The organism is Mesobacillus sp. (assembly GCF_049588175.1).
Lineage (GTDB): Bacteria > Bacillota > Bacilli > Bacillales > Cytobacillaceae > Mesobacillus.
Genome location: NZ_JBAVFI010000537.1, coordinates 1 through 23119, shown reverse-complemented (window position 1 = coordinate 23119; position 23119 = coordinate 1). Strand labels below are relative to the sequence as shown.

The window sequence follows — 23119 nt, the reverse complement described above, 5'->3', positions numbered from 1 at the left end:
GGTCAATACCCAGGCTGTGATACACAGAAGCTGAGTAGAAATCAACGTTTGGCGGAAGGTTCTTTTCGCCTGTAACAATGTCTTCGATCTTCGTAGACATCTCATACCAGTGTGGTTCACCAGTAATCTCAGTCAATCTCTTGGACATCTCTCTTAAGTGCTTCGCGCGAGGATCCCCCTCACGATATACACGATGTCCAAAGCCCATGATTTTTTCTTTGTTAGCAAGTTTTTCACGGATTGCTGGCTCGACATTTTCAAGCGTACCAATGTCAGTCAGCATTTTCATTACCGCTTCATTCGCTCCGCCGTGAAGAGGTCCTTTTAACGCACCGATTGCTGCTGTAACGCCTGAGTAGACATCTGAAAGAGTCGCAACACATACACGCGCTGTGAATGTAGATGCGTTCAACTCATGGTCAGCATGCAGGACAAGAGCTTTATTCATTGCTTCTACAGCTACTTCATCCGGTTCTTTGCCAGTCAGCATATAAAGGAAGTTTGCTGCAAAGTTCAAATCTTCTCTTGGAGCGATAGGCTCAAGACCTTTTCTCACTCTTGCGAAAGCCGTAACAATACTAGGCATTTTTGCCTGGAGACGAATGGCTTTCTGGTAATTCGCTTCTTTTTCCATAACATCGGCTTCATCATCATATAAACCTAAAAGAGATACAGCCGAGCGCAGAGCGGCCATCGGATGAACCTTATCGATCGGATACATTTTGAAATGTTCAAGTACTTCCTTAGGCAATGCAGCGTTCTCTGCAAGCTGCTTCTTCAATTCTTCCAGTTCAGCTTGCGTAGGAAGCTTGCGATGCCATAGTAAGTAAATTACTTCTTCGAAACTAGCGTTCACAGCTAAATCATCAATGTCATAGCCAACATAAGTCAACGTATCATCAATAATTGAGCTGATTGAGGAGGTTGTTGCCACTACTCCTTCAAGACCACGTGTTACTGACATACTCAATCTCTCCTTTGTAGTTAATTTCCCCATATCCCATTTTGTCTGTATGTTGAAAATGCTGTTATCTAACAGCAATCAGAAAAAAAGAAATTTCTGACATTTTATAAGCCTGCAAGGCTACAGAAAGCCGGTTCACTGCTCCGGCGACAGACCATTATCAGCTGGCAGTCCATACGTTTGCCAAACTTCCCTGAGCGCTTGCTCAGACAATTCGCAAAAAGAAAATGCTTACATTTTATTCTATGATAAAAACGCCGTGGAATCTTGCTTTTATTTCCTATTAAAGTATGGAAGCAGTTACAAGTCCTATTATAAACAATTATCTGACATTTGTGAATGAAAACAACTTAAAACAATATAAAATATTATTTTACAAAAAGACTGTATTCTCATTAAAAGTCGTTTTTTTGTCATCTTCAACCATATTATTTTTTAATGATTTAATTGAATGAGTTCTTAACTAGTAAATTCAAAATTGAAATTACGAGATGAGCCAGGAAAAAGCTATTTAAAAAATTCAAATATTTTCATTGCAGCGAAAGCAATACCTGCGCCAATCAATGGTCCCACCGCCACTCCCTTAAATAGAGAAACAGCAAGAATGGTTCCAAGCACAAGAGCAGTTGTTATATGAGGATCTTCTGCGAGTAAAGTTACTCCGCCTTTTGCAAGCAAGGCTACTGCCATTCCTGAAATAAGGGCAATCCATGCATAAGGTGATTTAAAAGCTCCTGATAAATCCTTGAAGCCAATCTCACCGCTGGCGATTGGTGCTAGTACAGCAATAGTAATAACCGTAACACCCCAGTTAATTCCCTTCCCCTGAATGATGGAAAAGGTTTTTGCTTCAAAACCCGCAATTTTCATAACGAGCAAAACCAATACTGCAATAATTAATGACTGGTTTTTGGCCAGGAAAGCTATTGCCAAAAGCGTTAATAAAAAAAGCATTGGTTCCAGCATAAAATTTTCATCCTTCCACGGTTAAAACTATTGTAACATAATTAAAAATATTACACCAATTAAAGAAGCAGCCTCTTCCTCTTTTATCCCTTGATTATACTCCCTTATAGTTTGTACCTTCAACGTTGCATAATTTAACTTTACCTCTTAAAGGATTTTTTATTTTCAAGTCGAATCTTTTTTACACATACACCGTATATTAGAGGAAACTTTTCGGATTGCCGGACAACTGTTAAAATATATACATAACAGACCGACTCAGTTCAGTTATATTTCAAAAGGAGGAAATTGCTTGAATCCCGTTTATTTGTATAGAACGTTAAGGTTTATTCTCGTTATCGGCGCGATCGTTGCTGGGGCAATGGCATTGTTTTATGTCTCAAAAGTTACTTATCCATTCATTATCGGTTTTTTAATAGCCTTCACGATGAATCCCCTGGTCAATTTTCTTCAAACTAAAGCTAAGATGCCAAGAGCGCTGGCAGTAGCGGTCGCTCTGATACTGATCATTTCCGTATTCGCGGGACTTGTAACATTGCTAGTGGTTGAAATTGCTTCGGGAGCTGAATATCTGGCAAAGGTTGTTCCAGATCATCTTGTAACACTGATTGATTACATAGAACATTTATTTGCAGCACAAATTATCCCGCTTTACAATCAATTGGCCGGGTTGTTCCAGAACCTTGAAGCTGGGCAGCAGGACTCAATCATGAATAATATCCAAAATGTTGGTGCTTCTATCGGAACAACAGCTGGCAACTTTATTAAAAACTTTTTCGGGAATATTCCAAATATCCTTTCCTGGCTGCCAAATGCAGCAACAGTATTGATTTTTTCATTGCTTGGTACCTTTTTCATCAGTAAAGACTGGTACCGCCTGTCTTCATTGGGAACACGTTTCTTGCCGAATCGAGCCAGAAGCAGCAGCAAGACCGTATTTGCAGATTTGAAGAAAGCTCTCTTTGGCTTTATAAAGGCACAGGCAACTCTGATTTCCATTACTACTGTCATTATCTTAATCGGGCTTTTGATATTGCGCGTCGATTATGCGATAACCATCGCCCTTGTAACCGGCATAGTTGACATTATCCCTTATCTTGGCACGGGAGCTGTATTTGTACCGTGGATCATTTATGAGGCAATTACCGGAGAAATGAGTACTGCCATTGGATTAGGAATTCTTTACATCATCGTCCTAATGCAGCGCCAGATCATGGAGCCGAAAATCCTTTCATCCAGTATCGGGTTAGATCCGCTTGCCACACTGATTGCCTTGTTTGTCGGTTTTAAGACAATTGGATTCCTTGGACTGATAGTCGGGCCTGTCGTTCTTGTCATCTTCAATACTTTGCAACGGGCAAATGTATTCCGTGATTTATGGATTTTCATCAAGGGGAAAAATGAGGAGATCATTAAGTAACAAAATTATGAAACGCCAACCAGTGGTTGGCGTTTTTAATTTGTTGTCATTCAAAGGGAGGGAATGTTATCGAATCACTTTGATATTCCCTTTATCAATCCATTTTCGGAAAGCCTTCATCATCAAAACCTTGAAAAACTTCCTCGTTGGCGGGGCCAGCAGCAAGATTCCCATAATATCTGTAATAAAACCAGGAGTGAGCAGCAAGGTGCCGCCAACCAATACGCTTATACCATCGAGAATAGCATCCCCTGGCATCATTCCTCTTCTCAATTGTTCCTGAGTCTTACGAATTGTTTCAAGCCCTTGCTGCTTGGCAAGGTATGCACCAAGGAAACCTGTAAGGATAATCATCGCGATGGTTGGCCAAACGCCAATTGTTTGTCCCGAGTATAGAAGGACTCCGATCTCAGCTGCCGGTACAAGAACTAAAAACAGAAAAAAATATTTCATCTTCCACCTCATCCTATTCGTTTAGCCTGTCTCCTTATTATATGTGCCGCCTTATTGAGAATACAAATAATTGAAATTGTTAGGGTCTGAAAGAGTCCGGGCACTGATATCGAAACGAAACATGCGACTCAAAGGCCTAGGCGCTGGAGCTCGGTAATTCTCGAAGTAAATTTTCTAATCCTATAAAAAAAGGATGGGTTTTTACCCATCCTTTTACAAATTATTATTATAAAATGCTGGCACGGCCGTTATAAATAACGCCTCTTGCAGAGTCTACTGTGATCACTTGGCCATCACGGAATAGCTTCATTGCATTTTCAACGCCAACGATTACAGGGATTCCAAGGTTAAGTCCGACCACTGCTGCATGGCTTGTCAAACCGCCTTCTTCTGTAATTAGTGCACTGCATTTTTCAAGGGCAGGAACCATTTCGCGGTCAGATCCGATTGTAACAAGGATGCTTCCTTCTATTACCTTGCTTAGAGCTTCCTGCGCGTCTTTAGCGACAACTACCGGTCCATATGCTGATTTACGGCCAATTCCCTGTGCTTTAGCAAGAACATCGCCTACAACATGAATCTTCATCAGGTTCGTTGTGCCTGCTTCTCCTACTGGTACTCCAGCTGTAATAACTACCAGGTCGCCATGAGATACTAGTCCGCTGTTAACACTTTCATCTACTGCAACAGAGAGCATTTCATCTGTTGTTTCTGCTTTTTGTCCAAGCTGCGGATATACTCCCCAAACTAATGCAAGTCTGCGGACAACATGCTCATTGGATGTTGCAGCAATAATAGGAGCCTTAGGACGATACTTAGAAATCATCCTTGCAGTATGGCCGCTTTCAGTTGGAGTGATAATCGCATTCACATCAAGATTTAAAGCTGTATGTGCAACCGATTGCCCTATAGCATCAGTAATATTGTGATCAGTATCTTTGCTGCGGGCTGATAATAATTCCTTATGGTCCAGAGCTTGCTCTGCGCGAGAAGCGATGTTGTGCATCGTTTGAACAGCCTCAACCGGATATTGTCCTGCAGCCGTTTCGCCTGATAACATGATTGCATCAGTGCCATCAAAAATAGCGTTTGCTACGTCACTTGCTTCCGCACGAGTCGGGCGCGGGTTGCGCTGCATAGAATCCAGCATCTGTGTTGCTGTAATAACAGGCTTACCTAGAGCATTACATTTTTTAATAAGATCCTTTTGTACTAAAGGTACTTCTTCAGCAGGAATTTCAACCCCAAGATCTCCACGGGCAACCATCAATCCATCAGAAACTTCAAGAATTTCATTGATGTTGTCTACGCCTTCCTGGTTTTCAATCTTAGGTATGATTTGGATATGAGACCCGTTGTTTTCTTCAAGCAGCTGACGGATTTCCAAAACATCCTTCGCGCGTCGTACAAAAGATGCTGCAATAAAATCTACACCTTGCTCGATTCCGAAAAGAATATCCTGAGCATCCTTTTCCGTAATTCCAGGAAGCTGTACAGATACTCCAGGAACGTTAACGCCTTTTTTGTTCTTAAGTGTTCCGCTGTTCATTACCTTAGTTTTGATTTCATTATTTGCTTTATCAGTGCTAATCACTTCAAGTCCAATCAAGCCGTCATCAAGAAGGATTTTAGCACCCGTGTGTACATCTTCAATCAATCTTTCGTAAGTAACAGAGAACTTTTCCGGTGTACCAAGAACCTCTTTCATGGAAATAATGCATTCTTGGCCTGACTGAAGCTCGATAGCTCCATTCTCCATATCATTTGTGCGAATTTCAGGGCCTTTAGTATCAAGAAGGATACCTACCTTCTTCCCTGTTTTCTCAGCTGCCACTCTGATATTCTTGATACGCGCTCCATGTTCTTCATGATTACCGTGAGAAAAATTCAGACGGGAAACATTCATGCCAGCTTCCATTAACTGTTCTAACTTTTCGATACTTTCACTTGCGGGACCAATCGTACAAACAATTTTAGTTTTGCGCATAGCCTGCAACCTCCTGGTTTACTGTAACAAGATTAAATAGATAATTCCTTTGATAATTTATATAAGTTCAAGTCAACTGTATGCTGCTTTGCCAGTGCTTCAATGATATCATAGTCAACCATTACGTTGCTTTCCATTCCTACAGCCCGTCCGCCTTTGCCTTCCAATAAAAGCTCTACGGCGCGCGCTCCAAGCCTGCTGGCTAGAACCCTGTCAAATGCAGTTGGTGAACCGCCGCGCTGGATATGACCAAGAACAGAAACCCTAGTATCAAAGTCTGTTTCTTCTTTAAGTTTTTTCGCAAATTCATAACCATTCATAACGCCTTCTGCGACAATAATGATACTGTGCTTCTTTCCGCGTTCATGACCCTTTTTAAGCCTTTCAGCGATATCCTTCATATTATGAGGATCTTCAGGGATCAGAATCGTTTCTGCTCCTCCTGCCAAACCTGCCCAAAGAGCAATATCTCCCGCATTGCGTCCCATTACCTCAACGACAAACGTTCTTTCGTGAGAAGAAGCAGTATCACGGATTTTATCGATCGCATCAATAACGGTGTTAAGAGCTGTGTCAAATCCAATTGTAAATTCAGTTCCAGGGATATCATTATCAATCGTTCCTGGTACACCAACACATGGGAACCCTTGTTCAGTAAGGGCTTTTGCACCTCTGTAAGATCCATCTCCACCGATGACAACAAGGCCATCTATGCCGAATTTCTTCAGCTGATCGATTCCCTTTTGCTGGCCTTCCTTTGTCTTGAACTCTTCACTGCGGGCAGAATAAAGGAATGTACCTCCACGATGGATGATATCGCCTACTGACCCTAACTCAAGCTTTTTAATATTACCGCTCATCAATCCAGCATATCCGCCAAAAACACCATAAACTTCAACATTATGGTAAATAGCTTTCCTTACTACGGCACGTACTGCAGCATTCATGCCCGGCGCGTCCCCGCCGCTCGTCAATACTCCAATTCTTTTCATAGTCTTTCACCTCATTCGGTATCATCTATGTACATTTTAACATCAAATCGTATTCTGCTCTGCCAGTGAAGCAATCTATCTTATTATAAACAGAATACCCGGGAATATTTCTAAAATACCACGTAGCATATAGTATCTCAACTGAATCCTTAATATTGACATAAAGACGGAATTATCATATAACTGCAAGCGCTTTATCCGATATTTAAGAAAAATAAAAACGTGCTTAAATGCACGTTTTATTTTACCCCTATAAATTCATTAGGAAACGAATACTCGCCAATTCGTTTATATTTTTCATAACGCTGATCGATGAGAGCTTCCTTATCCATGGATAAAAGCTCAGACATCGAATCTTTCAGGATTTTATCCATATATTTTGCTTGCTGGGCAACATCCCGATGTGCCCCGCCTTTTACTTCAGGAATGATCTCATCAATTACACCTAATCCTTTTAGGTCAGGTGCTGTAATTTTCATTGTTTCAGCTGCTTTTTTCGCCAATGTGGAATCCTTCCAAAGTATAGCCGCTGCACCTTCTGGTGAAATAACGGAGTACGTGGAATTTTCCAGCATGTGAATATAGTTTCCGACTCCAAGGGCGAGTGCGCCGCCACTGCCGCCTTCACCAATGACAACACAAATAACAGGAACCTTCAAGCCAGCCATCTCAAAAAGATTGCGGGCAATCGCCTCACTCTGTCCGCGCTCTTCTGCCGCTTTTCCAGGGTAAGCCCCTTTCGTATCAATAAAGCAAATGATTGGGCGTTTAAACTTTTCCGCTTGCTTCATCAATCTTAGAGCCTTTCGGTAGCCTTCAGGATGAGGCATTCCAAAGTTACGTCGGATATTCTCTTTAGTATCCTTGCCGCGCTGATGGCCTATGACAGTCACTGGATAACCATGAAACTTCGCAATACCGCCAACGATGGCTTCATCGTCTCCAAATAACCGATCACCGTGGCACTCAAAGAAATCAGTAAAAAGCAAATTAATGTATTCTAGTGTGGTAGGTCTGCTTGGATGGCGGGCAATCTGCACCCGATCCCAAGGTTTCATATTTTCATAAATTTCAGATTCAAGCTTTTCAAGTCTTGCTTCCAATTTATCGATTTCTGTTGTTAGGTCCACATCCGTATTTTGTGTGAATTCTTTCAGTTCGCTAATTTTTTTTCTTAGTTCAATTACCGGTTTCTCAAATTCTAGTTCTCCTGCCATTCGAAAGTCCCTCCTGGCTGATGGATTTCAAGTATTCCAGCGATTTTATCCTTCAATTCGACTCTCGATATTACTGCGTCGAGCTGTCCATGCTTCAACAAAAACTCTGATGTTTGGAAATCTTCCGGAAGCTCTTCCCGGATTGTTTGTTCAATAATCCTGCGTCCAGCAAAGCCAATAAGTGCACCTGGCTCTGCAAAATTATAATCTCCAAGTGATGCAAAGCTTGCAGAGACCCCTCCAGTAGTTGGATGGGTCATGATTGAGATAATCAAGCCCCCGTTGTCACTGAACCTTTTCAATGCAACACTTGTTTTTGCCATTTGCATCAGGCTTAATACGCCTTCCTGCATCCTTGCGCCTCCTGATGCCGTAAAGATGATAAACGGAATGGACAGTTCATCTGCTTTTTCAATCGCTCTTGTAATTTTTTCACCGACAACCGACCCCATACTTCCCATCCTGAAGGTAGCGTCCATAATCGCAACGACAACATCTAGTCCGTTAACCGTGCCAATTCCGGTAACAACCGCTTCGTTCAGGTCTGTTTTCTGGCGGTCTTTTTCAAGCTTCTCCTCATATTCAGGAAAGCCTAAAGGATTGCCAGAGACCATCTCCCTGTCGAGCTCGTGGAAACTTCCTGCATCCAGAAAGCTGTTAATCCGTTCCGCTGAATTCATTTGATGGTGATAACCGCATTGGATGCATACTTTGCAGTTTTTATTAAGTTCTTTTGTATACATGATTTTTTTGCAATTCGGGCATTTTGTCATGATTCCTTCAGGAACATCCTGCTTGGCTGCTTCAGAAGGAATCGTTGCGTACTTTTTCTTTTTCGTCTTAGTGAAAAGCTCTTTAAGCAAAATAAAAACCCCTCCGTAATCTTGCTAGTTATAGTTAAGAGACAATATTTAGTAATAAAGCACTAGTGGCCAGACCACTTAAGTAAAAAAGAAAGAGCTGCGCCATCCAAGTATCTTAAGCATGTCCACTAGTATATAGCATCTAATAAACAAAAGATGTTGCTTCATGTCGTCAATCAGTCGACATTTTCCGCAGTTTGCGATACTTTTCAAGAATCAGTTCCTCATTTTTGCTTGCCAGCGAGTCTGCCAGCATAAGATATTCTGCTTTTTCAGCCGGAGATGCCTTTAGCTCAAGTGAATTATAATAGTCATTTAATATATTCCAAATACGGTAAAAAAGATGATTGTCAGCTATTTCAGCCACTTTTTTAAAGAACTCTCCATCTTCAAAATTATGTTCCTCAATCCAAACTTTTAGTCTTTCTAATTCCTCTTTTTGGAATTTAACAGCTGCAAGTTTAAGACAATCTACTTCTATCATGTATTTCGTTTCGATCACATCGGTTTTGGCTTTTTCATCCTGCAGGATAAAAGTACTTAATAATTGGACCAACTGGTTTCCGCGAAAATCTCTGATGAAGGTGCCCTCTCCTCGCCTTGTCTCAATCAGACCAAGAAGTTCGAGTGCCCTCAGTGCCTCCCGAACGGAGGAACGCCCTGCGTTAAGGCGTTCCGAAAGCTCACGTTCAGAGGGGATTTTATCTCCCGTTTTCAAACCGTCTTTCTCAATCATTTCCCTTAGCTGCCTGACAATTTCCACATAAACCTTCGTGTTTTTTTCAGGTTGTGCCACTAAGCGTTCACTCACCTTTTCCAATGACTGCCAGACGTCTTGTCCGGTCTTTTACCTCTTCAGGATCCACTTTTATACGGGCTACTCCCGTTTCCATTGCTGCCTTAGCAACTGCCGCTGCAACTTCCGGTGCTACACGCGGGTCGAATGGTCCAGGGATTACATAATCGCTTGAAAGTTCAGATTCATGTATCAGCCCAGCAATAGCATTCACGGCTGCTACCTTCATTTTTTCGTTGATATGGGTTGCTCTGGCATCCAATGCTCCTCGGAAGATCCCAGGGAATGCAAGAACGTTATTAACCTGGTTAGGAAAATCTGAACGGCCTGTTCCAATAACCTTTGCTCCAGCTGCTTTCGCTTCTTCCGGCATAATCTCAGGCACAGGATTGGCCATTGCAAAAATAATCGGATCACTATTCATAGTTTGAATCATTTCAGATGTCAATGCTCCCGCTACGGATACGCCAATGAAAACATCGGCGCCTTTAATTGCTTCAGCAAGTGTACCCTGAACATTGTCCCTGTTCGTGAATTTAGCAACTTCATCCTTGATCGCGTTCATTCCATTAGGGCGCCCTTCATAGATCGCACCCTTCGTATCACACATAATGATGTCCCGGACACCATAAGAGTATAGAAGCTTTATAATAGCAATTCCCGCAGCGCCTGCTCCGTTAGCTACTACCTTGATCTCATTCATTTTCTTGCCAACGATTTTCAGGGCATTAACAAGGCCGGCCACGGTAACGATCGCAGTTCCATGCTGATCATCATGGAAAACAGGTATATTTGTTTCCTTCTTCAAGCGTTCTTCAATGGCGAAGCAGTTTGGAGCAGCAATATCCTCCAGATTGACGCCTCCAAAGGTTGGCTCTAGAAGCTTGACTGTTTCGACGATCTTATCTATATCTGTTGTATTCAGGCAGATTGGGAAGGCATCGACTCCAGCAAAGGCTTTAAAAAGAACGGCCTTTCCTTCCATTACCGGAAGAGCTGCTTCTGGCCCGATGTTACCGAGACCGAGTACGGCAGTTCCGTCAGATACAACCGCAACCATATTGCCTTTCATTGTATAATCGTATACAGTTTCTGGCTTATCATATATTTCCTTACAAGGCTCCGCCACACCAGGCGAATAAGCAAGGCTCAAATCCCTGGCATTTGCTACAGGAACTTTAGATTTCGATTCCAATTTCCCTTTGTTTACACGGTGCATGTGCAAAGCTTCTTCACGTAAAGTCAACTTAGGTCCACTCCTTATTTTTAAAAAAAGTTGCCTTCTTCAGTGGTCTGACCACACATATCCTTTTCCAATATAACACATCTATTATACTTGTAAAGGTCTATTTTTTCAGGACAACATTATTAACTCCCAGTACTTTCCTTAATTCAGTCATGCTGTTTTCCGTAATGCTCACACTGAATTCATTTGGCAGCAGCAGCGACTTCTCTGTTTTCTCATTATAAATGATGACAGGAATAGCCCCTTGATGTTTTTTCAATAAAGCTTTTATGTCTTTCATCATTCCAACAGAATCTGATTCCTTGACGAACCTTAAATATAATACAGTTTTTTCTTGTACTTTTGTCGCTTCTTTTTCAATATCAAGGACTGATTGCACGACAAATTGGCTTTTCCCATCCCTTTGGTCAAACTTTCCTTCTAACAACGCCATTTCCCCCGGGGTCAACAAGTGGCCATATTGTTTGTAAACAGCCGGAAACACGACAGCTTCCGTTTCTCCGCTGGCATCGCTAAGTGTCATGAAAGCCATTGCCTCTCCCTTTTTTGTACGGATTTTCTTTTGATCAGTGATATAGACACCCAGCCTGGTTCTCCCGTTCATAGGTTGAGAAGCAATTGATTTTACGCCTGCAGCCATGAATTCTTTTTCATGAATTGAAACAGGGTGTTTCGATAAATAAACACCAAGCACCTCTTTTTCCAGGCTAAGTTTGTCTTCTACCCGCATAGGATCCACTTCAGTATATTTAGGCTTCAGCGAGAATTCAGCTTCAGCAAACATATCGATTTGTCCAGTATCATCAGGCGCAACAAGCTGGGCATGTTCAATCGCAACATCGATCGTGGCGAGAAGCACGGCACGGTCATAGCCGAATTCATCAAAAGCACCCGAATAGATCAATGCTTCAAGTACTTTTCTGGAAGCGGCCTTTTGAGGCACTCTTATGCAAAAATCGAATATATCCTTAAATGGCTGATTTCTTCTTACCTGGAAAATCTCTTTCAATGAGGCAATGCCGGCACCCTTGATACCTGCCAGGCTGTATCTGACTGCTTCTCCTTCCGGCTGGAAGCTGAACGCACTTTTGTTAATCGAAGGGGGAAGAAGCTTGATTCCCATTTGCTGCAGTTCTCTCGCATATTGAGCAATTTTCGTATCATTCCCGATTGCAGATGAGAGCAGCGAGGCCATAAAATACAATGGATAGTTAGCTTTCAAATACGCCAGCTGATAAGCAATCATACTATACGCGACAGCATGGCTGCGGTTAAAGCCATAGTTCGCAAACCTGACGATGAGGTCATAAATAGTATTCGCCGTTTTAATGTCATATCCTTTTCGCAAGGCCCCATTCACGAAATGCTCCCGCTCCTGGTCAAGCACTTCCTTCTTTTTCTTCGAAACAGCACGACGCAATAAATCCGCTTCTCCTAAAGAAAAGCCTGCCATTTTGGAAGCAATCTGCATTATTTGCTCCTGGTAGACAATAACGCCATATGTATTTCCAAGGATATTTTCAAGATCCTTATGGTAATAATCGATTGGCTGCTTTCCATGTTTCCTGTCAATGAAAAGCGGAATATTTTCCATCGGACCCGGTCTATAAAGTGCGTTGACTGCAACGATATCTTCAAAATGGCCTGGCTTGAGCTTCGTCAGAACCTTTCTCATTCCTTCTGATTCAAGCTGAAATATGCCTGTTGTCTCGCCCCTGCTCAGCAGCTGGAATGTTTTTTCATCATCAAAGGGGATGTCATGGATATTTATCTTTCGGCTGGTTTTTTGATAAATAGAATTAAGAATAGAATCAATCAAGGATAAATTACGCAATCCCAGAAAGTCCATCTTGAGCAATCCAATTTCTTCAAGGTGGTCCATCGAGTATTGAGTGAGAAAAACTTTGGCCTGCCCTGATTGAATCGGCACAACGTTGGTAAGCGGATGTTCGCTGATCACGACCCCCGCAGCATGCGTTGAGGTATGCCTTGGCAGCCCTTCAAGCTTAATGGCTGTATCAAGGATTCTTTTATTCTTTTGCGATTCCTCAACGAAACTTCTTAAGCCTTCTGATTCCTTTAATGCCTCTCGAAGGGTTATCCCGAGTTTTGATGGTACAAGTCTTGAAAGGCGGTCAAGCTCTTTCGGGTTCAGCCCAAAAGCCCGCCCGACATCCCTGACTGCAGCTTTTGCCGCAAGGGTTCCAAAAGTGACAATCTGTGCTACATGCAGCTCTCCATATTTTGATGCCACATATTCAATCACTTCATCCCTTCTGTTGTCGGGGAAGTCAATGTCGATATCCGGCATTGATATACGTTCCGGATTCAGGAACCTTTCAAAAAGAAGTTCGTGTTCAATAGGATCCACGTCAGTAATGAATAATACATAAGATACGATTGAACCCGCTGCCGATCCACGTCCTGGTCCCACGAGGATTCCCTGTTCCCTGGCATATTTAATGAAATCCCAGACAATCAGGAAATAATCGCTGAACTTCATTTTCTTTATCACTGAAAGCTCATATTTGAGCCTGGTTACATGTTCGGATGAAGGATTTCCATAGCGTTCCTTTAATCCTTCGAAGCATTGGTATTCAAGCAGCTCATCTGCATTCTGCCCTGGCTGGACAGGATATTTGGGCAGATGTCTTGATTCCATATCAAGCATGACATTGCAGTTCTCTGCGATTTTAAGCGTGTTTTCTAACGCTTCAGGATACTCCGAGAGCAGATCTGCCATCTCAGCAGCTGTTTTAAGATAAAATTCGCTGCTGGCCAGCTTTTCACGTCCTTCATCCTGCAGCTTATCGCCATTCTTGATTGCTAAAAGGCATTCCTGGGCAAAGGAATCCTCTCTTTCTAAATAATGGACCTGGTTAGCGGCTGCAAGGGGAGTATTCGTCTGAGTACCAAGCTTTGCCACCTCAGCTGTTAATTCATGCTGCCCAGGCAAGCCCTGGTTTTGAACAGACAGGTAAAAACTTTCCTTGCCAAATAATTTCGTATATAACTCCACTGTCTGGAGGGCATGTTCTTGTTGACCGTTAGCTAAATAATATTCTATTTCTCCCTGGTTTCCCGGTGTCATGGCATAAAGTCCTGACGCATAGTGCTTCAGCCATTTTACGGGTATCCCTTCTGGAGACTTCGTTTGCACCGCACTTGAAATTTTCATCAGGTTTTGGAAGCCATGATTATTTTTAGCGAGAAGCACAAGCGGGAATGACTCATTTTCCAGGGTTTCACTGACAACGTCTACGGTCAGGCCAAGAATAGGTTTAATGGATTTTTTAAGACATTCTTTATAAAACGCCACAGTACCATACATTACATTCCGGTCGGTTAACGCGAGTGCGGAAAATCCTTTTGCCCTGGCATCGTGGACGAGCTGCTCAACTGTAGCTGTGCTCGTCAGCAGGCTGTATGCACTATAGACATGAAGGTGAATAAATGTCATTTCTCTCACACCCTTAAAGGTTCATCTACTATTATTATAGGCTTTTATCTTAAAAAAAGAAAATATGTTCTCATTTTGTTCAAGGAACTTTAAAACATATTAAATCGTGTTTGTCCATATGATGAAATACGAAGAAAATTCGATTTTTTGTTAAAGGATGTTTTCTATGAATCAGCCATTTATTCCACATTTGTTTGAAGCTTATTTCATTGCGCTTGGTGTTCTGCTGGGCGGCTCGCTGATTGGGGGGCTTGCTTCATTTTTAACAGGACAGCCTCTGATGACTGAAATAGCTCGTTTCTCGAGCTCCATAAGAATATGGGCGATTATTGCAGCCATCGGTGGTACGTTTGATACAGTTTACAGCTTTGAAAAAGGTTTGCTGAACGGGGAAACAAAGGATATCTTCAAGCAGTTTTTATTGATCCTGACAGCTATGGGCGGTGCCCAGACTGGTGCGCTCCTGATCAATTGGCTTACCCAGGAGCATGTGTAAAATGAGGGTTCCTCCGTATTACCGAAAACCTTCCTGGCAGAGATTTTTTTCCGGTATGGCAATAGGTGCCGCATTGAGCTGGGTATTGTTTCTTTATTTCAATGGAGTATTAATGGAAAAAAACTCGAAAACCATCCATGAACAAAAAGATAAAATTGCGGAGCTTGAAGCAGACATTAAAATCTGGCAAGACGATTTTGCTGAGCTGAATAAGAAAAATGAGGAAAAGCTTACAGTACAGGAGATAAAAGTAAAAATCGTGAATGATAAGAAATATAAACTTGATGCACTGAGCATCTATGAGATTGAGGAACAGACCAAGAGCGACCTGAACATTCTGCTGGCGAAAGACTTAGACTCAGTCTTTAAAAGCAGAGAGCTGATTACGAAGCTGATTGAGAATAAGACGATCCCGATTAATGACAAACGCTATAAATTAAAAATCAAATCTATGGTCATATACACTTCTGTCAGTATTCAGGTAGAGATGATTCTTGATTAAATTGAACCCCACTCAGCATTTAGCCAAGTGGGGCTTATTTTTTATTGCTTGCAAACTTCAATTAAATCATTAAGAACATTTTCGACATCATCCCATGAATAGATGGACGCACCTGCTGCAAGCGGGTGACCTCCTCCATTATACTTTCTCGCGATACCGTTGATTACAGGGCCTTTTGAACGGAGACGCACTCTGATCTGATCCTGTTCTTCAATGAAAAACACCCAAGCCTTTATACCAGCGACATTTCCCAATTCACTGACAAGCAAGGAAGCTTCAGACGGTTTTACTGAATATTGTTCAAGCAATTCCTGCTTCATCACAACCTTAGCTGCACCATTTTCAAGCAGCTCAAAGTTTTGCAGAATATATCCATTTAACTTCACCACGTTTGGAGCCAATTCATACATCCGATCATATAACTCTGTTCGTGAGAAGTTATAATGGATCAATTCCCCAGCATAAGCGAATGTCTTATTTGTAGTGCTTGGATATAAGAAACGCCCCGTATCACCCACAATACCTGCATACAGTAATCGAGCTGCCTCATCTGACATTTTGAGCCCTTGTTCCTTGAATGAAAGATAGAACTCATAAATCATTTCACTCGTAGAGCTGGAAGTTGTGTCTACCCATTGCAAATCACCATAGGGGTCTTCATTAGGATGATGGTCAATCTTGATCAGCTGTTCTCCCAAGCGATAGCGATCATCACAAATGCGCTCCGCATTTGCCGTATCACAAACTATCACAAGCGCCCCCTTAAAGGTTTCGTCAGGGATTGAGTCAAGCCTCCTTAAATAATTAAGGGACGTCTCCTCTTTGCCAACCGTATAAATATTTTTGCCAGGATATGAAGCTTTTAAAACCTCAGCCAGTCCCCCCTGGGAACCATATGCATCCGGATCCGGCCTAACATGGCGGTGGATAATGATTGTGTCATAATTTTCGATAGCTTCTAGAATTTGCGCTTTCATCAACATGCTCCTTCACCTTATTTCTATCCTAATTATGAACATATTTATTGGAAAAGAAAAGCAGAAGCACAAGGAGGATTTGGTTTAATTTCGACTTGACTGCTATTGTAAAATTATGGCATGTGAGAATTCCATATATTTTTTTACCCAAACTAGATCCCGCACTCAATTCGGAGCACATGAATGGGATTTTCGCTATCAAAATGTGGTGCCTCATTTTCATCCAGTGGGACATAGTAGTTATTAAAACGCCTAGAAAGAAAACCTCTCTATAGCAATCAAACAAATTTAGCGGTAAAATAGGGATGATAATAAAAGTGGAGGAAATGAAATGCCTATATTCGTACTACTGATCGTACTTTCATTCGTATTCTATATCTTCTATAAAATTAAATATGTTCGCTCAAAGCGTCCTGCTGAAAGAAAATGGCTTTCCGCTAAATCCAGCATCGCATTAGGACTATTTGTTGGATTATTCGGCTTGAATCAGGTATTTCTTTTTCAAACAACGCTTACTTACATCGTTGCAGCTATCTTCATCATCATTGGCTCAATGAGTGTCTGGTCTGGTGTAAAAGCATATAAATTCTATCTGCCGCTTGCAGCTGAAGAAGCTAAAAATTAATTTAAAGGAAGCCGATCCATTTACGGATCGGCTTTTCTCATTAATACAAAGAGATCACTAGCCAGTAAATAGAATTAATGCCTGTCAATCAGCTGGCACATCATCATGGCCTTCCCTACTAAAACTCCATCGTTGAATGCTTCAATGTCGACCTTTCCGAACTTCCGGCCAACTTCCAGCACCTTTGGATAAATCTCTATTACACTGTCAATCTGGACTGGTTTTATGAAGTAGATTGTCATATTCTCTACAACTAAATCACCTTTTTTATAGCCCCTTAGCGCCCGATTTGCTGCCTCAGTAACAATCGTTGTAAAAACACCATATGAGATTGTTCCAAGATGGTTTGTCATCTGAGGTGTGACCTGGCAGCGGAAAATTTCTTCATCCTTTGTTTTCCCCTTTGTCAGGACCATCTGGCTAGTGACTGTGTCATCAAGAGTTTCCCCTACCTGTGGCTGGCGCTGGATCATTTGCAGTGCCTTTAAAACATCTTGCCTGCTGACAATTCCTTCAAGCCTGTTCGAATCATCAACAACCGGGAGAACTTCAATGCCTTCCCATACCATCATGTGGGCTGATGATGCGACACTTGTCGATCCGCTGACAGCCATCGGGTTTTTAGTCATAATTTTTTCAATCATTGTGTCTTGATCATGGCCCATGACGTCCTTTGAAGTAATCATTCCGATGACCTTCATATTATGGTCGACAACCGGAAAACGGCTGTGAAAGGTTTTGTCCTTATGGCGGTACCAATCAGAAACACGATCATTGCTCCTAAGGAAAATCGTATCCGAGAGCGGCGTCAGAATATCCTCGACAAGAATAATTTCCTTTTTTATCAATTGATCATAGATTGCGCGGTTAATCATTGTCGCGACCGTAAAAGTATCATAGCTGCTCGAGATGATTGGCAGCTGGAGCTCATCTGCAAGCCTTTTGATATGGTCCTCGGCATCAAAGCCCCCTGTTACCAGTACAGCTGCCCCTGCCCTTAATGCCTGCTCATGAGCCCTATCGCGGTTCCCAACAATCAGAAGGTTGCCAGCCTCGGTATAACGCATCATTGCTTCAAGCTTCATTGCACCAATCACAAATTTATTAAGTGTTTTATGAAGCCCTGCACGTCCGCCGAGAACTTGTCCATCAACTATATTGACTACTTCTGCAAAAGTAAGTCTCTCTATGTTTTCTTTCTTTTTCCTTTCGATCCTGATCGTGCCTACTCGTTCAATCGTGCTGACATAGCCTTTATTTTCTGCTTCTTTTATGGCCCTGTAGGCAGTTCCTTCACTAACGTTTAGCGCCTTGGCGATTTGGCGTACTGAGATTTTTTCTCCTATTGGCAATTCATCTATATATTGAAGTATTTGTTCATGCTTTGTTGCCAAGACTTTCACCCTTTATAATAATTTTCCGTTCAATGTAGTTCTATCCATTTTATATTATAAGGTGTAAAGAGCGCTGATTCAATCGTACCCTTCCCTTTCGGCTGCCTTTTGGAAATTGCAGCTGCTTGTTCGGACACAGAAACTTCCTTTTTTGTTCCCTTTGGTGCTATGTAATATCCTGGGTTGGCACTCAAATTGCCTTTTTTGTTCAAAAAAAAACTGGCTGAATTATCAGCCAGTATATACTCTCGATTTTCTTTTCTGTTCATTATCAAGTCTGTTCCTGCCAGTCTGCAGATTCTTTTTCGGTGTATACAAAAATGCGGCCAGATTGCCTGCGAATACAAGCAGGGCCAGAAACAGCCATGATCCGGCGAATAGCGTATGAGTTCCCCCAGAAGCAAGGTTCAACTCAGGCATAGCAATATAAATCATTACTCCGCACAAGAGCAAGTATAACAGGTATTTGTTCTTTTTCATTTTCCCCCTCCTATAGGTTGTCTTATTTTATATCTATGCCAAGTAAGAATAAAAAAGCATTTCAAAAAGAAAATGCTGCACAAAAAGTTGTGCAGCACAAATCGTTTATAATTCGATGACTTCCCCAGCTTCAAGTACCCTGCCTTTATTTTTCTTAAGTGAATCGACAAAGGCATGAGGATCCTGTTTGATTGGCGGGAATGTATTGAAATGGATTGGTACAACTATTCTTGCATTTAGGAACTCGGCAGCCAAAGCAGCGTCTTCAGGCCCCATTGTAAAATTATCGCCAATCGGCAAGAAGGCCAAGTCGATCGGATGCCTTTCGCCAATCAGTTTCATATCTGAGAATAACCCAGTGTCTCCTGCATGAAACACAGTTTTCCCTTCAGCCATGACCAGTATCCCAGCAGGCATGCCCCCATAAATGATCTCATTATTTTCAGTAATCATTCCAGTGCCATGAAATGCTGGAGTCATCTTCACTTTACCAAAATCGAATTGATAGGCTCCACCAATTGACATACCATGTGTATTTAGCCCTTTCCAGCTTAGATATGTAGCTACTTCAAAGTTGGCGATTACAAGAGAATCGTTTTTCTTTGCCAACTCCACTGTATCTCCAAGATGGTCTCCGTGCGCGTGCGTAAGGATAATGACATCAGGCTGGACATCTTCAACCTTTAAATCAGTCAAGTCATTGCCTGTAATGAATGGATCAATCAGGATCGTCTTCCCATTCGTTTCAATTTTTACTACAGAATGGCCATGATAAGATACTTTCATTTTATCGCTCCTTTCAATTCTCAGTAATTAACTTCAACATCATTCACCTATCTCCTGCTTACATTTCCTTTATACCCAGTGTTGAGAAAGATTAAAAACTAATTTCGGGCTCTTTTAGATATTAATGAAATAATGTAATTTAAACAGATCGCTGCTAAAGCAACACAGTATACGAAAAGAGCCTTTTATAAAAACAACGTTTACTTTTCATCATCAAATTGCTACTCTCATTATGAGATATACATATAAGAGGAGGAATTTTAATGTCTGAAAGATTGACTGCATTATCTGGCTGGATGAAGGAAAGCAACATTGATGTCACTTTCATTTCGTCTCCAGACAATGTTTTTTACTTAAGCGGATTTTTAAGTAATCCTCATGAACGCCTGCTAGCTATCGCTGTGTTTCAGGATGCAGAACCATTCATGATTTGTCCCGCAATGGATAAGGAAAATGCAAAAAGTGCAGGTTGGAATCTTGAAATTATTGGCTATAGCGATACTGATGATTCGATGGAGCTTGCATACAACGCCATTAAAAAAAGAGTTCCTTCCATTAAGCGTACAGCTATAGAAAAGGAACAATTGAATGTTGAACGTTATGAAAAAATGAATTCTCTATTTTCTGGCTCGGCTTTTGTATCCGCTGAAGAAAAGTTAAGGCTGATGCGTATGGTCAAAACGGAAGATGAATTACAAAAACTGCGTAAAGCATGTGAACTTGCTGATTTTGCGATTGAAACAGGAGTAAGCGAAATCAGTGAAGGAAAAAGCGAGCTTGATGTGCTGGCTGCAATTGAGTATGAACTGAAGAAAAAAGGCGTTACACAGATGTCTTTTTCTACAATGGTATTAACAGGTAAAAATGCTGCCGCCCCGCATGGAACACCAGGCCTAACTAAAATGAGCAAAGGTGATTTAGTTTTGTTCGATCTAGGTGTAGTCATGGATGGTTACTGCTCTGATATCACGAGAACAGTTGCATTTGGTGAAATCAATAAGCAACAGGAAGAAATTTATAACACTGTACTGAAAGCACAGCTGCAAGCACTGGATACAGCACGGGCAGGAGTGAAGTGTTCCGATGTAGACCTTGCAGCACGCAATGTCATTGATGCTGCTGGATACGGAGAATATTTCCCACACCGCCTTGGACATGGTCTTGGGATCAGCGTCCATGAATTCCCTTCCTTGACCAATACCAATCATCTTGTTTTGGAAAAAGGGATGGTCTTTACAGCTGAGCCGGGAATTTATGTACCTGGTATAGCTGGAGTTAGGATCGAGGATGATGTAGTCATTACTGAGAGCGGAATTGAGATCCTCACAAAATATCCAAAGGAACTTGTTTTTGTTTCTTAATACAGAAAACCGTCTGAACATTAATGTCAGACGGTTTTTTTATATAAGTAATTTACTTTATCTATTATCAACCTTCTCAGGATACATATCATGATTCATCAGACGGTAATCTGCCATCTCTTCATATTTTGTACCCGGCTTGCCGTAGTTTGTGTAAGGATCGATTGAGATTCCGCCTCTAGGCGTGAACTTTCCCCACACTTCGATATACTTTGGATCCATTAGCTTAATCAGGTCATTCATGATGATGTTCATGCAGTCCTCGTGAAAATCACCATGGTTCCTGAAGCTGAATAAATACAGCTTTAGTGATTTGCTTTCTACCATTAGTTGATCTGGAATATAACTAATATAGATGGATGCAAAGTCAGGCTGTCCTGTAATCGGGCACAGGCTTGTAAACTCTGGTGTGTTGAATTTAACAAAGTAGTCACGATATGGGTGTTTGTTTTCAAAGGATTCAAGGATTTCAGGGCTGTACTCAAACAAATACTTTGTCCCCTGATTGCCAAGCAATGTCAAATCTTGCATTTCTTCTTCTTTTCTTCCAGCCATTTCTTTAGCCTCCCAAGATGGCCGCAAACGCGATAGGAGTTCAAAAACCCTTCTACATGCCTTTTTTTAAATAAAAAAACCATATCCTCTGGATATGGTTGAAATTATCATTCAAAGCCATAGTTTTTTATAGAGGGTGTCCGCTATGAACCTCTCCCGCGATTACGGGAATGATTATTCATTATTATAAAGCAACTATAAGGAAACACTCTCTGAAAGTCAAAGGAAAAAATTGTCCTTTAGAGCTTTTTTTGAGAAGATTCTTATATTTGATTGAATTATGAAATTCTATACTAGTACGGCTTTGATTTTTAAAAGGTAGGCTGTGTTAAAGGTGAATATTGATTTTAAGCACCTGTTGATTGGAGCGGAGGGTACTCGACTCCTGCGGGTGCAGCGGGACAGGTGAGACCCCGCAGGAGCGATAGCGACGAGGAGGCTCACCGCACGCCCCGCGGAAAGCGAGTACCTGGAGCGGAAATCAACAGTCTAATTTAACACCGACTAAAGGGAAGGCAATTGCTGACAGTAGCAATTGCCTTCCCTATGCCTATCCCTAAATGTGACATTTTCATGTATTACCACATATTATTTTTACATATGTTCAATTCATTATTTACATTTGTTCAATCACCTGATATATTATTCATGTAAGTATGACATAATAAATCTTGAGTTATATTTCTATTCTTTATGAAAGCGTTTAATCATAATCTTATTACGGAAAGGGTTTGAATTAGAATGACAAACGAATTAGCGAGAATGATCGACCACACATTACTTAAAGCAAATGCTACTGAAGCTGAAATTATTAAATTGGCTGAAGAAGCAAAAGAATATAAGTTTGCTTCAGTATGCGTTAACCCAACTTGGGTAAAAACAGCTGCAGAGGTTCTTAAGGATGCAGAAGGTGTAGAAGTATGTACAGTAATCGGCTTCCCGCTTGGAGCTTCAACTTCAGCGGTAAAAGCTTTTGAAACAACGAACGCAATCGAAAATGGCGCAACAGAAGTTGATATGGTTATTAATATCGGCGCCCTTAAAGACAAGCAGTATGATGTAGTAGAAAATGACATCAAAGCAGTAGTTGAAGCAGCTAAAGGAAAAGCATTGACTAAGGTTATCATTGAATCATGCCTGCTTACAGACGAAGAAAAAGAAATGGCATGCAAGCTTTCTGTCAGCGCAGGAGCAGATTTCGTCAAGACTTCTACTGGCTTCTCAACAGGTGGCGCAACAGTTGAAGATATTGCATTAATGAGAAAGACTGTTGGCCCTGATATCGGCGTTAAAGCTTCAGGTGGCGTAAGAAGCCTTGAGGATGCACAAAGCATGATCGAAGCTGGCGCAACAAGAATCGGAGCAAGCTCTGGTGTTGCAATCATGAATGGCTTGTCTTCGAACTCTTCATACTAAAACCAAAGGCGGTTTAGCATTATAACAAATATTCATGGGAATGGGGAATGGACGATGGACAAAAACATGCTTGTTGAAAAAGCGATTGAAGCAAGAAGCAAAGCATACGTTCCATATTCTAAGTTTCAGGTTGGCGCTGCAATCATAACGAACAACGATAAGG

The 23119-nt window shown here is 41.5% G+C and carries 21 protein-coding genes and 1 pseudogene; 7 read left to right on the top strand and 15 right to left on the bottom strand.

Annotation, left to right across the window (positions count from 1 at the left end):
- The coding region (gene citZ / locus WB217_RS13245) for a citrate synthase (RefSeq protein WP_423993686.1) at positions 1 to 964 on the bottom strand (964 nt) is incomplete at its 3' end.
- A 507-nt stretch (positions 965 to 1471) separates the two neighbouring features.
- Positions 1472 to 1930 carry a DUF441 domain-containing protein gene (locus WB217_RS13240; protein WP_423993685.1) on the bottom strand — a complete coding sequence of 153 codons (459 nt, stop codon included), beginning with the start codon at positions 1928 to 1930 and terminating at the stop codon, positions 1472 to 1474.
- Between the two features lie 292 nt (positions 1931 to 2222).
- Between WB217_RS13240 and ytvI the strand changes: the two genes are divergently transcribed.
- Positions 2223 to 3350 (top strand): sporulation integral membrane protein YtvI, encoded by a 1128-nt coding sequence (ytvI, locus tag WB217_RS13235; protein WP_423993684.1) that lies wholly within the window; start codon positions 2223 to 2225, stop codon positions 3348 to 3350.
- A 66-nt stretch (positions 3351 to 3416) separates the two neighbouring features.
- Here ytvI and WB217_RS13230 read toward each other — a convergent pair whose 3' ends face one another.
- The 8 genes from WB217_RS13230 to dnaE all read right to left on the bottom strand — a co-directional run bounded on the left by WB217_RS13230 (position 3417) and on the right by dnaE (position 14364).
- Positions 3417 to 3803: an FxsA family protein gene (locus WB217_RS13230; protein ID WP_423993683.1), complete on the bottom strand. Its 387-nt coding sequence runs from the start codon at positions 3801 to 3803 to the stop codon at positions 3417 to 3419.
- A gap of 226 nt (positions 3804 to 4029) precedes the next feature.
- A complete protein-coding gene (gene pyk, locus WB217_RS13225) occupies positions 4030 to 5790 on the bottom strand; it encodes a pyruvate kinase (RefSeq protein WP_423993682.1) in 1761 nt (586 codons plus the stop codon).
- A gap of 32 nt (positions 5791 to 5822) precedes the next feature.
- Positions 5823 to 6782, bottom strand: coding sequence for a 6-phosphofructokinase (gene pfkA / locus WB217_RS13220; RefSeq protein WP_423993681.1), 960 nt, complete (start codon positions 6780 to 6782; stop codon positions 5823 to 5825).
- Positions 6783 to 7021: 239 nt separating this feature from the next.
- On the bottom strand, positions 7022 to 7999 hold the full coding sequence (accA, locus tag WB217_RS13215) for an acetyl-CoA carboxylase carboxyl transferase subunit alpha (protein ID WP_423993680.1): 978 nt from the start codon (positions 7997 to 7999) through the stop codon (positions 7022 to 7024).
- On the bottom strand, positions 7984 to 8862 hold the full coding sequence (gene accD / locus WB217_RS13210) for an acetyl-CoA carboxylase, carboxyltransferase subunit beta (RefSeq protein WP_423993678.1): 879 nt from the start codon (positions 8860 to 8862) through the stop codon (positions 7984 to 7986). Before accD ends, accA begins: the two co-directional genes overlap by 16 nt.
- 172 nt (positions 8863 to 9034) lie before the next feature.
- On the bottom strand, positions 9035 to 9598 hold the full coding sequence (locus WB217_RS13205; protein ID WP_423993687.1) for a FadR/GntR family transcriptional regulator: 564 nt from the start codon (positions 9596 to 9598) through the stop codon (positions 9035 to 9037).
- A gap of 67 nt (positions 9599 to 9665) precedes the next feature.
- Complete coding sequence (locus WB217_RS13200; RefSeq protein WP_423993677.1) at positions 9666 to 10904, bottom strand: NAD(P)-dependent malic enzyme; 1239 nt, start codon at positions 10902 to 10904, stop codon at positions 9666 to 9668.
- Between the two features lie 100 nt (positions 10905 to 11004).
- A complete protein-coding gene (dnaE, locus tag WB217_RS13195; protein WP_423993676.1) occupies positions 11005 to 14364 on the bottom strand; it encodes a DNA polymerase III subunit alpha in 3360 nt (1119 codons plus the stop codon).
- Between the two features lie 166 nt (positions 14365 to 14530).
- Between dnaE and WB217_RS13190 the strand changes: the two genes are divergently transcribed.
- Positions 14531 to 14860 (top strand): YtrH family sporulation protein, encoded by a 330-nt coding sequence (locus WB217_RS13190; protein WP_335376434.1) that lies wholly within the window; start codon positions 14531 to 14533, stop codon positions 14858 to 14860.
- A gap of 1 nt (position 14861) precedes the next feature.
- The gene (ytrI, locus tag WB217_RS13185) at positions 14862 to 15362 is read left to right on the top strand and encodes a sporulation membrane protein YtrI (protein ID WP_423993675.1); all 501 of its coding nucleotides are present in this window, start codon (positions 14862 to 14864) and stop codon (positions 15360 to 15362) included.
- Between the two features lie 41 nt (positions 15363 to 15403).
- Here the strand turns inward: ytrI and WB217_RS13180 are convergent, their stop codons facing one another.
- Positions 15404 to 16339 carry a DHH family phosphoesterase gene (locus WB217_RS13180; protein WP_423993674.1) on the bottom strand — a complete coding sequence of 312 codons (936 nt, stop codon included), beginning with the start codon at positions 16337 to 16339 and terminating at the stop codon, positions 15404 to 15406.
- A 331-nt stretch (positions 16340 to 16670) separates the two neighbouring features.
- Between WB217_RS13180 and WB217_RS13175 the strand changes: the two genes are divergently transcribed.
- Complete coding sequence (locus WB217_RS13175) at positions 16671 to 16964, top strand: YtpI family protein (protein ID WP_423993673.1); 294 nt, start codon at positions 16671 to 16673, stop codon at positions 16962 to 16964.
- Positions 16965 to 17038: 74 nt separating this feature from the next.
- On the opposite strand, the gene WB217_RS13170 is transcribed toward WB217_RS13175, so the two are convergent.
- The 3 genes from WB217_RS13170 to WB217_RS13160 form a co-directional block, all read right to left on the bottom strand.
- The gene (locus tag WB217_RS13170) at positions 17039 to 18358 is read right to left on the bottom strand and encodes a DRTGG domain-containing protein (RefSeq protein WP_423993672.1); all 1320 of its coding nucleotides are present in this window, start codon (positions 18356 to 18358) and stop codon (positions 17039 to 17041) included.
- A gap of 231 nt (positions 18359 to 18589) precedes the next feature.
- Positions 18590 to 18838: a hypothetical protein gene (locus WB217_RS13165; protein WP_423993671.1), complete on the bottom strand. Its 249-nt coding sequence runs from the start codon at positions 18836 to 18838 to the stop codon at positions 18590 to 18592.
- 105 nt (positions 18839 to 18943) lie between these two features.
- The gene (locus tag WB217_RS13160; protein ID WP_423993670.1) at positions 18944 to 19624 is read right to left on the bottom strand and encodes a metal-dependent hydrolase; all 681 of its coding nucleotides are present in this window, start codon (positions 19622 to 19624) and stop codon (positions 18944 to 18946) included.
- Between the two features lie 263 nt (positions 19625 to 19887).
- Between WB217_RS13160 and WB217_RS13155 the strand changes: the two genes are divergently transcribed.
- Positions 19888 to 20985, top strand: coding sequence for a M24 family metallopeptidase (locus WB217_RS13155; RefSeq protein WP_423993669.1), 1098 nt, complete (start codon positions 19888 to 19890; stop codon positions 20983 to 20985).
- A 57-nt stretch (positions 20986 to 21042) separates the two neighbouring features.
- Here the strand turns inward: WB217_RS13155 and queF are convergent, their stop codons facing one another.
- The gene (queF, locus tag WB217_RS13150) at positions 21043 to 21540 is read right to left on the bottom strand and encodes a preQ(1) synthase (RefSeq protein WP_423993668.1); all 498 of its coding nucleotides are present in this window, start codon (positions 21538 to 21540) and stop codon (positions 21043 to 21045) included.
- A 741-nt stretch (positions 21541 to 22281) separates the two neighbouring features.
- Here queF and deoC point away from each other — a divergent pair.
- Both deoC and WB217_RS13140 read left to right on the top strand, forming a co-directional pair.
- Positions 22282 to 22956: a deoxyribose-phosphate aldolase gene (deoC, locus tag WB217_RS13145; RefSeq protein WP_423993667.1), complete on the top strand. Its 675-nt coding sequence runs from the start codon at positions 22282 to 22284 to the stop codon at positions 22954 to 22956.
- 54 nt (positions 22957 to 23010) lie between these two features.
- Positions 23011 to 23119 (top strand): annotated as a pseudogene (locus WB217_RS13140) (cytidine deaminase); the annotation flags it as partial.

Excerpts from the sequence above, each read along its gene's own strand:
- WB217_RS13240 (WP_423993685.1), bottom strand. The coding sequence starts at position 1,930 with ATGCTGGAACCAATGCTTTTTTTATTAACGCTTTTGGCAATAGCTTTC.
- WB217_RS13230 (WP_423993683.1), bottom strand. The coding sequence starts at position 3,803 with ATGAAATATTTTTTTCTGTTTTTAGTTCTTGTACCGGCAGCTGAGATC.
- pyk (WP_423993682.1), bottom strand. The coding sequence starts at position 5,790 with ATGCGCAAAACTAAAATTGTTTGTACGATTGGTCCCGCAAGTGAAAGT.
- pfkA (WP_423993681.1), bottom strand. The coding sequence starts at position 6,782 with ATGAAAAGAATTGGAGTATTGACGAGCGGCGGGGACGCGCCGGGCATG.
- accA (WP_423993680.1), bottom strand. The coding sequence starts at position 7,999 with ATGGCAGGAGAACTAGAATTTGAGAAACCGGTAATTGAACTAAGAAAA.
- WB217_RS13205 (WP_423993687.1), bottom strand. The coding sequence starts at position 9,598 with ATGATTGAGAAAGACGGTTTGAAAACGGGAGATAAAATCCCCTCTGAA.
- dnaE (WP_423993676.1), bottom strand. The coding sequence starts at position 14,364 with ATGACATTTATTCACCTTCATGTCTATAGTGCATACAGCCTGCTGACG.
- WB217_RS13190 (WP_335376434.1), top strand. The coding sequence starts at position 14,531 with ATGAATCAGCCATTTATTCCACATTTGTTTGAAGCTTATTTCATTGCG.
- ytrI (WP_423993675.1), top strand. The coding sequence starts at position 14,862 with ATGAGGGTTCCTCCGTATTACCGAAAACCTTCCTGGCAGAGATTTTTT.
- WB217_RS13180 (WP_423993674.1), bottom strand. The coding sequence starts at position 16,339 with ATGAAAGCGCAAATTCTAGAAGCTATCGAAAATTATGACACAATCATT.
- WB217_RS13175 (WP_423993673.1), top strand. The coding sequence starts at position 16,671 with ATGCCTATATTCGTACTACTGATCGTACTTTCATTCGTATTCTATATC.
- WB217_RS13165 (WP_423993671.1), bottom strand. The coding sequence starts at position 18,838 with ATGAAAAAGAACAAATACCTGTTATACTTGCTCTTGTGCGGAGTAATG.
- WB217_RS13160 (WP_423993670.1), bottom strand. The coding sequence starts at position 19,624 with ATGAAAGTATCTTATCATGGCCATTCTGTAGTAAAAATTGAAACGAAT.
- WB217_RS13155 (WP_423993669.1), top strand. The coding sequence starts at position 19,888 with ATGTCTGAAAGATTGACTGCATTATCTGGCTGGATGAAGGAAAGCAAC.
- queF (WP_423993668.1), bottom strand. The coding sequence starts at position 21,540 with ATGGCTGGAAGAAAAGAAGAAGAAATGCAAGATTTGACATTGCTTGGC.
- deoC (WP_423993667.1), top strand. The coding sequence starts at position 22,282 with ATGACAAACGAATTAGCGAGAATGATCGACCACACATTACTTAAAGCA.